Annotated in this window: 10 protein-coding genes and 1 pseudogene; 10 read left to right on the top strand and 1 reads right to left on the bottom strand. The window is 60.6% G+C overall.

What is annotated here, in order from left to right; translation table 11 throughout:
- The first annotated feature begins 2 nt into the window (after nt 1–2).
- The 3 genes from H6B31_RS17835 to H6B31_RS14710 all read left to right on the top strand — a co-directional run bounded on the left by H6B31_RS17835 (nt 3) and on the right by H6B31_RS14710 (nt 2,404).
- Nucleotides 3–161, top strand: coding sequence for a fluoride efflux transporter FluC (locus H6B31_RS17835; protein ID WP_204899189.1), 159 nt, complete (start codon nt 3–5; stop codon nt 159–161).
- Nucleotides 162–652: 491 nt separating this feature from the next.
- Nucleotides 653–1,954, top strand: a complete 1,302-nt coding sequence (locus H6B31_RS14715) for a phenylacetate--CoA ligase family protein (protein ID WP_204899188.1) — start codon at nt 653–655, stop codon at nt 1,952–1,954.
- Nucleotides 1,955–1,969: 15 nt separating this feature from the next.
- Nucleotides 1,970–2,404, top strand: a complete 435-nt coding sequence (locus H6B31_RS14710; protein WP_204899187.1) for an ACT domain-containing protein — start codon at nt 1,970–1,972, stop codon at nt 2,402–2,404.
- Between the two features lie 98 nt (nt 2,405–2,502).
- Here the strand turns inward: H6B31_RS14710 and htpG are convergent, their stop codons facing one another.
- Nucleotides 2,503–4,416, bottom strand: coding sequence for a molecular chaperone HtpG (htpG, locus tag H6B31_RS14705; RefSeq protein WP_204899186.1), 1,914 nt, complete (start codon nt 4,414–4,416; stop codon nt 2,503–2,505).
- Between the two features lie 258 nt (nt 4,417–4,674).
- Between htpG and H6B31_RS14700 the strand changes: the two genes are divergently transcribed.
- From H6B31_RS14700 to H6B31_RS14670, 7 genes and pseudogenes are all read left to right on the top strand, one after another.
- Nucleotides 4,675–5,607, top strand: a complete 933-nt coding sequence (locus H6B31_RS14700) for a sugar-binding domain-containing protein (protein ID WP_204899185.1) — start codon at nt 4,675–4,677, stop codon at nt 5,605–5,607.
- A gap of 236 nt (nt 5,608–5,843) precedes the next feature.
- Complete coding sequence (locus H6B31_RS14695) at nt 5,844–6,467, top strand: DAK2 domain-containing protein (protein WP_204899184.1); 624 nt, start codon at nt 5,844–5,846, stop codon at nt 6,465–6,467.
- Between the two features lie 26 nt (nt 6,468–6,493).
- Entirely contained in the window at nt 6,494–7,492 is a 999-nt protein-coding gene (locus H6B31_RS14690; protein ID WP_204899183.1) for a dihydroxyacetone kinase subunit DhaK, read from the top strand.
- 3 nt (nt 7,493–7,495) lie between these two features.
- On the top strand, nt 7,496–8,380 hold the full coding sequence (gene lsrF, locus H6B31_RS14685) for a 3-hydroxy-5-phosphonooxypentane-2,4-dione thiolase (protein ID WP_087292017.1): 885 nt from the start codon (nt 7,496–7,498) through the stop codon (nt 8,378–8,380).
- Between the two features lie 12 nt (nt 8,381–8,392).
- Nucleotides 8,393–8,716 (top strand): VOC family protein, encoded by a 324-nt coding sequence (locus tag H6B31_RS14680; RefSeq protein WP_087292014.1) that lies wholly within the window; start codon nt 8,393–8,395, stop codon nt 8,714–8,716.
- Nucleotides 8,717–8,880: 164 nt separating this feature from the next.
- Nucleotides 8,881–9,726, top strand: a complete 846-nt coding sequence (locus H6B31_RS14675) for a tyrosine-type recombinase/integrase (RefSeq protein WP_204899182.1) — start codon at nt 8,881–8,883, stop codon at nt 9,724–9,726.
- Nucleotides 9,727–10,089: 363 nt separating this feature from the next.
- Nucleotides 10,090–13,718, top strand: a pseudogene (locus tag H6B31_RS14670) (hypothetical protein); the annotation flags it as partial.

The following is a 13,718-nucleotide window of genomic DNA, read 5'->3' as shown; positions in this document are numbered from 1 at the left end:
AGATGTGTATAAGAGACAGCACCACCTTCTCCACCTTCTCCCTGGAGAGCCTGACCCTGCTGGAGAAGGGGAGGTGGCTGCTGGGCGGGAGCTATATGGTCCTCAGCATGGTCCTCTGTCTTCTGGGCGTGGCCCTGGGACAGCGGCTGAGCCGGATTTAAACAATACGCAGCCTCAGCAAGCGGCCACATGGGGCCGCCCCTACGGGTGTTACAAACCATCCGGCGGACTGGAAGGGACGGGACCGGCCCCTACGAAAAGAACGAAACCGTTTCGATATCTGCTCTGCCGTAGGGGCGGGTGTCCTCACCCGCCCGTCGTGGCAATTCCCCCGCCTCTTCGTAGGGGCGCACAGTGTGCGCCCGCGGGCCGCCGAGGTCGTCGGCCCCTACGGCAAAACCGGAAGCCCCTCCTGAATGTCGTAGGGGCGGCACACCGGGCCGCCCGCAGGCGGCGGAATCCCCCTGCGGAAAAAGAACCTAATCCGAAACCCGCCCCCTCATCCGCCCCCTTCGGGGGCACCTGACCCTATCCCCTCTGGCCTTCGGCCATCTCCCCTTGACAAGGGGAGTCGGCCCCCAGGGGGAAGGCTTAAGGAGGTGAGCGGCGAAATTCTCCTGCGAAAAATCAAATCAAGAAAGGGATGATCCCAATGGAACGGTACTACCAGCCCGAGATTGAGACCGCGTCTCGGGAACAGATCAAGGCTTGGCAGGACGAGCGCCTGGTCAAGCAGGTGAAGCATGTGTGGGACAATGTGCCCTACTACCGCAAGAAGATGGAGGCCAAGGGCCTGACCCCGGAGGACATCAAGGGGACGGAAGACCTGCATAAGCTGCCCTTTATCTCCAAAGCCGACCTGCGGGAGGCCTATCCCTATGGCCTGGTAGCCAAGCCCCTGAAGGACTGCGTGCGCATCCAGTCCACCTCCGGCACCACCGGCAAGCGGGTGGTGGCCTTCTACACCCAGCACGACATCGACCTGTGGGAGGACTGCTGCGCCCGGGCCATCGTGGCCGCCGGCGGCACCAACGAGGACGTGTGCCAGGTGTCCTACGGCTACGGCCTGTTCACCGGCGGCCCCGGCCTCAACGGCGGCAGCCACAAGGTGGGCTGCCTCACCATCCCCACCTCCTCGGGCAACACCGAGCGGCAGATCATGTTCATCCGGGACCTGAACGCCACCATCCTGTGCTGCACCCCCTCCTACGCCGCCTACATCGGCGAGACCATGAAGGAGATGGGCCTCACCCCCGACCAGATCCCCCTGAAGGCGGGCATCTTCGGCGCGGAGGCCTGGAGCGAGGAGATGCGCCAGGACATCCAGAACACCCTGGGCATCAAGGCCTATGACATCTACGGCCTCACCGAGCTGTCCGGTCCCGGCGTGGCCTTTGAGTGCTCCGCCCAGTCGGGTATGCACATCAACGAGGACCACTTCATCGCCGAGATCATCGACCCGGAGACCGGCGAGGTCCTCCCCGACGGCCAGCAGGGCGAGCTGGTGTTCACCTCCATCACCAAGGAGGCCTTCCCCCTGCTGCGCTACCGCACCCGGGACATCTGCGTACTCAGCCATGAGAAGTGCTCCTGCGGCCGCACCCATGTGAAGATGACCAAGCCCCGCGGCCGCACCGACGATATGCTCATTATCCGCGGCGTGAACGTGTTCCCGTCCCAGATTGAGACGGTGCTGCTCAACCACGGCTACCCGGCCAACTACCAGATCATCGTGGACCGGGTGCGCTCCACCGACACCCTGGACGTGCAGGTAGAGATGACCCCCGAGATGTTCACCGACAACATGGGCGAGATCGAGCGCCGGCAGAAGGAGCTGGTGGACGGCCTGCGGTCCATGCTGGGCCTGGCCGCCAAGGTCACCCTGGTGGCCCCCAAGTCCATCGTCCGCAGCGAGGGCAAGGCCGTCCGCGTCATCGACAAGCGGAAAATTTAAGGAGGGTACAACGCTATGAGCATGAAGCAGATCTCCGTCTTTGTGGAAAATAAGCCCGGGGCCCTGTACGCCCTCACCGCCGTGCTGGCCCAGGGGCAGATCGACATGCGGGCCCTCTCCCTGGCCGAGACCAAGGACTTCGGCATCGTCCGCCTCATCGTCAACGACCTGTACAAGACCACCACCCTGCTCAAGGACGCGGGCTACGTCCACAGCCTCACCCCTGTGGTGGGGGTGGCCATCCCCGACGTGCCCGGCGGCTTGAACCGGGTGCTCCAGGTGCTCACCGACGCCAAGGTGAACGTGGAGTACATGTACGCCTTCCTGGGGGGCAAGGACGTGGACCACGCCTATATGATCTTCCGGGTGGCCGACGACAAGGCCGCCGAGACCGCCCTGGCCAGCCGGGGCATCCAGGTCCTGGACCAGGAGCAGGTGGAGCGGCTCTGATTTCACAGACAAAACGATAAAAAGGGCGCTGGAGCACGCTCCAGCGTCCTTTTTTTCGCTTATCTTCGGGGCAGGGGAGAGGGGACCCTCCGCGGCCCTTACACCATCAGGGAGCACACCAGCTCGGCGTACTCAGAAGGATTTTCCAGGGGCAGGTCGGCCAGCAGGAGGGCCTGGCCGTAGAGCAGCTTGGAATACTTCTCCACGGTGGCCTGATCGCCGGAATCCACCGCCTTCTTCAGGGCGGCGTAGGGGGCGGAGTCGGCGTTGAGCTCCAGCACCCGCTGGGCCTTCATGTGCTCGCCGCCCTCCAGCTTGCGCATGTAGCGCTCCATCTCCAGGGAGACGGGGCCGTCGGCGGACAGACAGCAGGCGCCCGACTTCAGGATCTTGGAGATGCGGACCTCCTTCACCTGGTCGCCCAACGCGTTCTTCACCGCCTCCAGCACGGGCTTGCCGGCCTCGGCCTTCTCCTCGGCCTGCTTCTTCTCCTCGTCGGTCTGGGGCAGGGCGTCCTCGGCGGTGGCGGACATGAACTTCTTCCCGTCGATCTCCCCCAGGGCCTGCATGACGAAGTCGTCCACGTCCTCGGTGCAGTAGAGGATCTCATAGCCCTTGTCCAGGATGCGCTCCACCTGGGGCAGCTTGGCGATCTTGTCCACACTCTCGCCGCAGGCGTAGTAGTAATAGGGCTGGTCCTCGCTCATGCGGTCCTTGTAGGCGGCCAGGGTGGTGTTCTTGCCCTCCTTGGAGGACCAGAACAGGAGCAGGTCTTTCAGCTTATCCTTATGGGCCCCGTAGTCGGCCACCACGCCGTACTTGATCTGGCTGCCGAAGGCGGCCCAGAACTTCTCGTACTTCTCCGGGTCGTCCTCCTGCATCTTCTCCAGCTCGCCCTTGATCTTCTTCTCCAGGGCGTTGGCAATCACCTTCAGCTGCCGGTCATGCTGGAGGATTTCACGGCTGATGTTCAGGGAGAAGTCGGGGGAGTCCACCACGCCTTTGACGAAGCGGAAGTAGTCGGGCAGCAGGTCGGCGCACTTGTCCATGATCATCACGCCGGAGGAGTAGAGCTGCAGGCCCTTCTGGTACTCCCGGGTGTAGAAGTCGTAGGGGGCTTTTTGGGGGATATACAGCAGGGCCTTGTAGGTCACCGCGCCCTCGGCGCTGGTGTGGATGACGGCCAGGGGGTCCTGCCAGTCCATGAACTTCTCCTTGTAGAAGCTGTTGTACTCCTCGCCGGTGACCTTGGCCTTGGGCCGCTGCCACAGGGGGACCATGGAGTTGATGGTCTTCCACTCCTTCACCGTCTCCCACTCGGGCTTGTAGTCGTCCCCGGCGTCCTCGGGCTTGGGCTTCTGGCGGTAGTCCTCCACCTCCATGACAATGGGGTAGCGGATGTAGTCGGAGTACTTCTTGATGAGCTCCTGGAGCTTGTAGGTCTCCAGATACTGGTCGTAGTTTTCCTCGTCGGCGTTGGGCTTGATGTGCATGATGATGTCGCTGCCGGGAGCGTCCTTCTCACAGGGGGTAATGGTGTACCCGTCAGCCCCGTCGGACTGCCACATGAAGGCCTCGTCGCTGCCGTAGGCCTTGGAGATGACGGTGACCGCGTCGGCCACCATGAAGGCGGAGTAGAAGCCCACGCCGAACTGGCCGATGACGTCGATGTCCTCCCCCTTGTGCTCCTGGTCCATCTCCTGCTTGAACTGGAGGGAGCCGCTGTGGGCGATGGTGCCCAGGTTGTTCTCCAGCTCCTCCTTCGTCATGCCCACGCCGTTGTCGGAGATGGTGAGGGTGCGCTTCTCCTTATCGGGCACGATGGTGATTTTCAGCTGACTGCGGTCCACCGGCACCTGGTCGTCGGTGAGGGCCTTATAGGCCAGCTTGTCCTCCGCGTCGCTGGCGTTGGAGATGAGCTCCCGGAGGAAGATCTCCTTGTGGGTGTAAATCGAGTTGATCATCAGGTCCAGCAGGCGCTTGGATTCCGCCTTAAACTGTTTCTTTGCCATAATTTCCGATTCCTCCATGTATAAGAAAGTATTTTGATAACAAAAAGAAAAATAATGTTAGCACTCGTTTTCTATGAGTGCTAACATTATTATAGCGCGCTCCGCCGAAAATGCAAGGGGGTTCATAATTTGTTTACACTTGCCGCCGCCCCGCCTTCCAAGGGCTGCCGCCTCTTTTTCCGGACTGGAACCTTGCATCCCCGGGCGCTTTATGCTATAAGTAACATATGTAACATCGTGGAGAAAAGGGGCCCCAATGTGAAACTGAGTTTGGAAAAACAAAAACGGCTTGTCTATGCGGCCCGCCGGTACTACCTGGAGGACCAGAAACAGAGCGATATTGCCCGGGAATTGGGGATCTCCCGCCCCATGGTCAGCCGTCTCCTGGCGGAGGCCCGGGAGTTCGGCGTGGTGGAGATCAAGATCCACGACCCGGAGCGCCAGTCGGACGCCCTGCTGGAGCAGCTCCGGAGCGCCGGCCTGATCCAGGGGGGCGTCCTGGTGGAGGATGGGGCGGACAGCGACGAGACCAACCAGCGGCTCTCTCAGGGGGCGGTGGCCCTGCTGGGGGAGATCGGCGCCCGCCGCCTGGGGGTGGGCTGGGGCTACCTCATCGGCCAGCTGGTGACCTGGTTGGAGCAGCACCCCCAGCCCCACAGCGCCATCACCGACATCTGCCCCCTGGTGGGCAACGCCAGCATCCCCGCCCGCAACTACCAGTCCAACGAAAACGTCCGCCTGATGGCCCAGCAGCTGGGCGCCGTCCCCCACTTCCTCTACCTGCCCGCCCTGCCGGAGAGTCTGGAGGAGCAGCAGCTGCTGTGCTCCACCGAGATCTACCGCCAGATCTGCCAGCAGTGGGAACAGATCGACACGGCTCTGGTGAACATCGGCGACTACCCCTCCAGCCCGGATTTTGCCTCCCTGGTCCGGTATGGGAGCCTGCTCCAGGACCAGCGGGCCTGCGGCCGAATGCTGATCTACTACTTCAACGAGGCGGGCACCGTCATTCAGTCCGACCAGGATTTCGCCATCCAGATCCCCATTGAGCTTCTGAAGCGGTGCCCCAGGATCATTGGGGTCTGTTCAGCCAACACCAGCGCCAAAGCCCTGCGCGGAGCGCTCCACTCCGGCATCTTCACACACATCGCCGCCCGGGCGGAGCTGGTCCGTGCTCTGCTGCCCTCATAAGTAACATATGTAACTGCAAAGCGCGGAGCGCCTCTCAAAAGGCGCTCCGCGCTTTATATATTTTGTCTAAATCTGCTTTGATTTTTCTGTCTATTTCATGGAATTCCACCTTATATAATTGACTTTTGTAACTTGTCGGCGTATATTTTGCACAGATGTAACATCTCTGCAGCGTCCGCTCCGCCCTCCGGCGGCGGCGCTGCGCCCACCGCTCTCTGAAAAGGAGGTGACAGCAGATGACAAAAGAACAGTTTGCCGCCAGGCTGAAACATGCCTGTGCGTCGGTGATCTCCGCCGAGCAGGAGCTGACGGAGATTGACTCCAAATTCGGTGACGCCGACCACGGACTGACCATGACCAAGATCGCCAAGGCCATCTCCGACGCGGTGGACCAGTCCGACGGCGGGATTCAGGCCATGCTGGACGACGCGGCCACCGCCGTCATGTCCCTGAACGGGGGCAGCGCTGTCCCGCTGTGGAACACCTGGCTGGACGGCATGCAGGAGGCCGCCCCCGAGGGTGAGGAGATCGACGTGCCGGGCCTCCAGGCCGTATTTGCCCAGGCTCTGGAGGAGCTCAACGACATGTCCGGCGCCAAGGTGGGGGACAAGACCATGATGGACGCCCTCATCCCCGCCAGTGAGGCCGTCGCCGCCTATGCCGGAGCGGACGAGGCCGGGCTGTTCGCCGCCGCGGCTCAGGCCGCCGCGGCCGGCGCGGAGAACTCCAAAAACTTTGTGTCCAAGTTCGGCCGGGCCAAGAGCTACGGCGCCCAGACCATCGGGACCCCGGACGCCGGTGCCATGTCCATGGCCTATTTCTTCCGGGGCCTGGCTCAGGACTCCTCCGAATCCAACTGACTCTGTTTGAATGAGAGGTACTGCATATGAAAATGAAGAAGTTTATCAACGCCCCTGAGACCATCACCGACGAGGAGCTGGTGGGACTGGGCCTTGCCTACCCCGACATTCTGGACGTGGACGGCCATCTGGTTGTCAGCCGCGACCTGGCCGGCGCGGACCGGGTGACCATCGTCACCTACGGCGGCTCCGGCCACGAGCCCGCCCAGGCGGGCTTTGTGGGCAAGGGCATGCTGGACGTCCAGGCGGTGGGCGACATCTTCGCCGCCCCCAACGGACAGCTGGTCTTTGACGCCATGAAGCTGGCGGACAAGGGCCACGGCGTGCTGCTGCTCACCCTGAACTACGCCGGCGACCAGCTGGCGGGCAAGCAGGCCATGAAGCTGGCCAAGAAGGCGGGCCTCAACGTGCGCCAGGTGGTTACCGGCGAGGAGATCCAGTACGACCCCAACGGCGAGGACAACAAGCGGGGCCTGGCCGGCGCGGTGGCCCTGTACCACATCGCCGCAGCGGCCGCCCGGGAGGGCAAGAGCCTGGATGAGGTGGCGGAGATCGCCCAGCGCTACGCGGACAGCATGGCCTCCCTCACCGTCAAGTCCACCGACGCCACCCACCCCCAGAACGGCATGTCCTTCGGCGACCTGGGAGAGACCGACCTGATGGAGATCGGCGCCGGCCAGCACGGCGAGGGCGGCGGCGTCCGGGTGCCCATGATGTCCTCCAAGGACACCGTGGAGCACGTGGCCGGGGCCCTGTGCAAGGCCCTGGACCTGAAGGCCGGGGACAAGACTTTTGTGATGATCAACGGCTGCGGCGCCACCACCACCATGGAGATGCTGGTGCTGTTCAAGGACACGGTGGAGTTCCTGAAGGCCCGGGACATTGAGGTGGTGGCCAGCATGGTAGGCGAGATCCTCACCGTGCAGGAGGCCGGCGGCTTCCAGATGAATATCGCCAAGTGGGACGAGGAGTTCATCCACCTTTGGAACACCCCCTGCCACACCCCCGCGTACAGCAAGGAGTAAGCCATGGCAGACAATATCGGAAACAAGGCCGCCCATGACTACCATCTGGATGTGCCCGTGGCCCAGGAGGGCTTTTATGTCCGGGGGGCGGCCAATTGTGACTTCGGCATGAAGAGCCGCCTGGCCCGCATGTTCAACCCCAAGTCGGGCAACGCGGTGATGCTGGCCTTTGACCACGGCTACATCATGGGCCCCACCGCCGGTTTGGAGCGCATCGACCTGGTGATCCCGCCTCTCATCCCCTATGTGGACGTGCTGATGGGCACCAAGGGAGTCATCCGCTCCTGCATCTCTCCCGCCCAGCGGGTGGCCCGCTGCGTACGGGTAACCTACGACTCCACCGTCCTCTACGACGACATGTCCAACGGCGGCGGCATCGCCTGCGACATTGAGAACGCCATCCGCATGGACGCCGACTGCATGGCGGTGCAGACCTTCATTGGCGCCTCCGGCGAGAGCCGCTCCCTGGAGCTGCTGTGCCGCACCGCTGACGCCGGCGCCCGGTACGGCATCCCCACCCTGGGCGTGGTGGCCGTGGGCAAGGAGATGGAGCGCACGGAGAAGTTCTTCCTGCTGGCCACCCGGGTGCTGGCCGAGAACGGGGCCAACATCGTCAAGAGCTACTTCTGCGACGGCTTTGAGCGGGTGGCCGCCGCCTGTCCGGTGCCCATCGTCATCGCCGGGGGCAAAAAGCTGCCCGAGCTGGAGGCGCTGGAGATGGCCTACAAGGCCATCGACCAGGGCGCCCACGGCGTGGACATGGGCCGGAACATCTTCCAGTCCGACTGCCCCGCCGGCATGGCCCAGGCCATCGGCAAGGTGGTCCACGAGGGCTACACCGCTCAGCAGGCCTACGAGGTCTACCAGGAAGTCAAGAACGCCAAATAAGGAGGAATCGCTATGTCCGCCACTTATATGCACATCGGCATCCCCATCACCAACAAGAAGCCCGGCATGGTCTACAATGAGGGGGCCAAGTTCTGGGTCAGCAACGTGGACGACTACGACTACAAGATCGAGTACCTGAAGTTTGAGGAGGGCACCCCCTTCCCCGAGGAGATCCACCGCAACCCCCACGTGGCCTACAAGGTGGACGATCTGGAGCACTACATCGCCGACGCCGACTCTGTCATCTGCGGCCCCATGGCCGCCAACGACAAGGGGGACCGGCTGGCCTTCGTCTGGAAGGACGGGGCCATTCTGGAGCTCTACCAGGAGGCTTAAATTTCCCGTCATCAGGCCGCCCCGCCGGACTAACTTTGTTCCGGCGGGGCGGCATTTTGTTTACTCCGGCGTAAGGGGAGCGGCCCTTTCCCGGGGCATGACGCCTGCATAAACCTTCCGATCCCAGGTAAAATAAGAGATATTTTGGGATGGAGGTCGAATCAATGGACAAACGATACCTGTCACCGGGCCAGACCGCCGCCTTTGTCCGCGCTTTGCGGGCCGCGGAGCGCAGTCCGGGGACCATTGAGAAATACCGGCGGGATGTATGTCAATTTGCCGCATGGGCAGGCGGGGGAGCGGTGAGCCGGGAGCGGACGGCGGCCTGGCGGGACAGCCTGCTGGAGGGGGGCTATGCTCCCGTCACTGTCAACTCCATGGTGGCGGCGGTGAACCAGTTTTTTGCCTTTCTGGGCTGGGAGGACTGCAAGGTGAAGGCCCTGAAAATCCAGCGGAAGCTGTTCCGGGACGACCGGCGGGAGCTCACCCGGGAGGAGTATGAGCGCCTCCTGTCCGCCGCCCACGGTCTGGGCCGGGAGCGGTTAGCTTTGCTGCTGGAGACCATCTGCGCCACCGGCATCCGGGTGAGCGAGGTGAAGTATATCACGGTGGAGGCGGCGCGGGCCGGGCGGGCGGAGGTCTCCCTGAAAGGGAAGCTGCGCACCATTCTGCTCCCCGGCAAGCTGTGCCGGAAGCTGAAAAAGTACGCCAGGGCACAAAAAATCGCCTCCGGCGAGATTTTTCGCACCAGAAGCGGAAAAAGTTTGTCCAGACGGCAGATCTGGGCGGAGATGAAGCGGCTGTGCAAGTCGGCCGGGGTGGCCCCCAGCAAGGTGTTCCCTCACAACCTGCGGCACCTGTTCGCCCGGACCTTCTATAAGGTGTGCCGGGACGTGGTGAAGCTGGCCGACGTGCTGGGGCACAGCAGCGTGGAGACCACCCGCATCTACCTCATCTCCACCGGCGCGGAGCACGCGGAAATTTTAAGGAAACTGCGCCTGGTCCAATAAACAAAATAAATGTTTTGATACATAGTTGGGGCGGGCAGGACAAAGAATCTCCTGAAAACCGGAGACCTGGCAGCCGGCAAAGGCTACATCAACAGAAAAAGGGCGCAAAAATCCTGCTGCATGAACAGCGATGGTCTATGCAGCCGAGTTTTTGCACCCAAAGCCAGGAAGACTCCCTTGAAAATTTGGGATTTCCGTGCTATAATGCTCTTACTTATAGGCGGCGTTTTGGTATTTTGGTCAAAAATTATGTCAAAACATTTATTTTGTTTATGCTGGACAGGGGGTGAGCGGCGTGTGAGGAATGCGGGCCCCGCGATGATGGGGCGGCCATTTGAAATAAGTAAGGAGGAAAAAGGCAAAATGAAAAAACGATTGTTGGCGGCGGTTATGTCCCTGTGCATGATCGTCTCCCTGTTGCCGGTTTCTGCCTTTGCATTGGAAGACGAAGGCGAAAACCCAGAAACCGAGACCTGTATCTGCGATACACGGTGTACCGAAGACAACTTCAATGAGGACTGTCCGGTCTGCGCAGCAGACGTGCTCCGGTGCACGGGCGAGGAGGAGCAGACTGGCGGCGAGGTCCCCGGTGAGCCCGAGACGCCCGGTGAGCCCGAGGAGCCCAGCGAAACTGAGATCCCCGATGAGACCGAGGAACCCGGTGAAACCGAGGAGACCGGCGAGACTGAGGAACCCAAGACGCCTGCCAACTCGGTCCCCACGGAGGAGCAGATGGGCGCCGAGACCGCCGGGGAGCCGGTTCCTTACGCAGAGGGTGCGGTGTATGTGTCGGCGGACGGTAACGATGGGACAGAGGAAGACCCTAATCTTGGAACTGATCAGGGGGCCCCTGTTCAAACACTGGCCCATGCGGTAAGAGTGGCCAAAAACGGCGATACCATCTATGTCATGACCGACCTGACCATGACCGAGATCGCCCGCTTCTGGAACAAGCATCTGACCATTACGAGCTTCGACCCGGACGAACCCGTGACCCTGACGAGAGGGACTCCTTTTACCGCTGTAACGGACCCTGCCCGTGGTGGCTACAATGGCGCGCTGATTGAGGTGGGCGGATCGTCCTTCAACCAGGAGTCCTCCCTGGTCCTGGAGAACATCATTCTGGATGATGCGGGCCTGCAGGGCGGCAAGGACTACAACACAGCGGAAGGAGAAGACGAAGATTTCGTCTATTTTCTTCAGGCTGCCTCGTCCGGGACAGGAACCACAGGCTTCACATATTCCGCAACAAACGACAGCGGTGTAACCTATTATGGCGAACCACTGACTTATCAGAACACGGACATTGTGCAGGACGCCATGATCGCCACCTATAACAACACCGCCATCGTCACGCTGGGAGATGGTGCGGTGCTGAAGAACTATGGTGGCATGTCTGCCGTGCGCGTCTCCGGTGGCGTGCTTGTGATGCAGGCCGGCAGCGCGATTTATGATGATCAGGAATTCAATCGCGACGGCGCTCCCAAAGTGAAGGCAGAACTGAAATCAGAATCTGGATCGACATGGAAAACCGACGTTGAGCCGGATTTTGGTCCCGCTGGTGCGATCTGGCTTCAGGGCGGCGAGTTCGTCATGGAGCAGGGTGCAGAGATTTCCAACTTGAACGGCCGCGTGGTTTATGCTGACTCTGGCGAAGTCAATATTTCTGGCCGCATCTATGACATCACATCCAACTCTGAAATGTGGCAAGGAACAGGTGGGTATATTGCTCACCTCCGTTCTGGTGCGAATGGTACACTGGGTGACGGTTGCGACATCTATAACACGTTTACAGACAAGTCTCTTGCAAGTGGTGCCATGTTTAACCTCATCCACGAGGGAACCCTTGAGATGGAGAGTGGTGCTCGAATTCATGATTGGAACGGAGTAGGCAATTGTTTCTTTGCTTCTGACGCTATGCTTATTTTGAATGGTGAAATTGATCATGTAAATACCGACGGAAGCCATATTCTGCAATGTGTCGACACAAAAATCACTGTTGGGCCATCTGCGAACATTCACCACAATAAAGTTGCCTATGGCACACTTTATATCCAGGGTGGCAATACTATGGACGTATATGGCAAGATCAACTATAACTACAGCACAGATCGCGGCGGTGCCATTGCCATCACCAACCACGGCGATAGCTTTGTTACCATGTATGATGGCGCAGAAATGATTGGGAACTATTCCAAAGAAACTGGCGGTGCTATTCTTGTCAGTGACGGAAGCTTTACCATGTATGGCGGTACCATCCAGGATAACTATGCATCCATGGACGGCGGCGGCGTGTTTGTCCGTCAGGGTGGCAGCTTCTACATGGAAGGCGGCACGATTTCCGGCAACTACACAGCTGAGGTCGGCGGCGGCGTTGCGTTCCAGTCCGAAGAAGGTTGCGTTGAGATAACCGACGGCACAATTTCTGACAACTATATGAAGGCGACGCTCACTCCTGACGCGGATGAAGGGACTTGCACCGCTGAAGGTGGAGTGTCTAACGATTTCTCTGCTACAAAAGAAGGCTCAAAGTCTAGCATCACCACAAACTACAAGTTTGATGATGGCGCTGTTATGGCAAACGCGCAGTTCTTTATGGAAAAGTACGGCTTCACCATCGACCGCATCAACGGCGTCAAGCTGGGCAATGCGGCTGCGGCGTGTGAGACGGCAGCCACGAGCAAGTATGACACTGAAGATTATGACTACTTGGACACGGTTGTTGGCTCCTTCTGGTATCAGTCTGACAGCAATGTGACGCTGGACATTTCCGGGCTCAGCTATGACGAGGATAAGCTCCTCTTCGCTGCGATTGTGCCGACGGACAAGACTGGTGCGGTAGATACGGCGGGCGAGAGCACCCTCATTGCTGTGACAGGGGGCGAGAGCTTCCGGCTGCCTCTGGAGCGCAGCGCGAATGGCTATGCGGTTGTGTTCCTACAAGAAACTCAGCCGTCCGATATCATCACGGTCATCCCTGCCAGCCTGACCGCCTATATGGGCGGCAACGGCGGCTATGAGGGCGTTGTGAATAATGAGGGCGGCAAAGTTGACGTCGAGGACAGCGGTTCTCTGCCCCGCCCGATCTTCCAGGTCAAGGGCGGCCCGGCGGCTGTTGCCCTAACAGACCTGATCTTTGAGAACAGCGAGAGCCGCAATAGCTGGACATTGGAAGAGGTCGGCGGCGGCTACTATCGCTTCGAACCGGTGGCCGAGAACGGCGTTTCTGTCCGCGTGCAGTACAGCGACGGTACAAACGTGGTAACGGAGGACGAATTCACCCCCGAGACGGATGTGTTCAAAGAGTACACCGTGACGATCTATGCCGGTGAAACTGCCGGTGAGGTGCAGGTAAAGGCGGCTGATGAGTATTACACCTGCACCGTCATCACCGGCCCCGGTGTGCTGACCGTCCGCGCAGTGGAGGCTGATGACCCCACCAGCGATATTGTGGATGCAATTACCGCGCCTGTCACGTCGGGTTCCGCCACGGCGGTTGCTCCGGCAGGCACCACCTACACCCTGAACGACACGGATGTGGCTCTGCCCACGGACAGCAAGCCCTCTCTGCTGTTTGACGAAATCATTACATCCGATGATGTGGACCGCATTGATGCGCTGGAAAATGCCGTAGATACCAAACTGGGTGCCACCGATGGTATCCGCCACTACGAGGCCAAGTACCTGGACCTAGTAGACGCCAACAACGGCAACGCCTGGATCAAAGCCAGCAAACCTGTGACCATCTACTGGGGCTATCCGGCCACCACGGACCAGAACACCACCTTCAAACTGCTGCACTTTGAGGACCTGCACCGGGATACCTCTGGTGGCGATAATACCGGCTTTGACCCCGATGATATCGCCGATAGCAACATTAAAGAAGTCGAAGTGACCAACAACTCCAACGGCATTTCCTTCACTGTGGAGCCCGGCGGCTTCTCCCCCTTCGTCCTGGTGTGGGAGACCGCGGCGGAGCCCGACCCCGGCCC

The sequence above is a fragment of the Pseudoflavonifractor capillosus genome (genome assembly GCF_016899775.1).
Lineage (GTDB): Bacteria > Bacillota > Clostridia > Oscillospirales > Oscillospiraceae > Lawsonibacter.
The sequence above is the reverse complement of the archived record's forward strand: the minus strand, read 5'-3'. Positions and strand labels throughout refer to the sequence as shown.

Coding starts and splice junctions, on each gene's coding strand:
- H6B31_RS14710 (WP_204899187.1), top strand. CDS start 1,970: ATGAGCATGAAGCAGATCTCCGTCTTTGTGGAAAATAAGCCCGGGGCC.
- H6B31_RS17835 (WP_204899189.1), top strand. CDS start 3: ATGTGTATAAGAGACAGCACCACCTTCTCCACCTTCTCCCTGGAGAGC.
- htpG (WP_204899186.1), bottom strand. CDS start 4,416: ATGGCAAAGAAACAGTTTAAGGCGGAATCCAAGCGCCTGCTGGACCTG.
- H6B31_RS14680 (WP_087292014.1), top strand. CDS start 8,393: ATGTCCGCCACTTATATGCACATCGGCATCCCCATCACCAACAAGAAG.
- lsrF (WP_087292017.1), top strand. CDS start 7,496: ATGGCAGACAATATCGGAAACAAGGCCGCCCATGACTACCATCTGGAT.
- H6B31_RS14690 (WP_204899183.1), top strand. CDS start 6,494: ATGAAAATGAAGAAGTTTATCAACGCCCCTGAGACCATCACCGACGAG.
- H6B31_RS14715 (WP_204899188.1), top strand. CDS start 653: ATGGAACGGTACTACCAGCCCGAGATTGAGACCGCGTCTCGGGAACAG.
- H6B31_RS14695 (WP_204899184.1), top strand. CDS start 5,844: ATGACAAAAGAACAGTTTGCCGCCAGGCTGAAACATGCCTGTGCGTCG.
- H6B31_RS14675 (WP_204899182.1), top strand. CDS start 8,881: ATGGACAAACGATACCTGTCACCGGGCCAGACCGCCGCCTTTGTCCGC.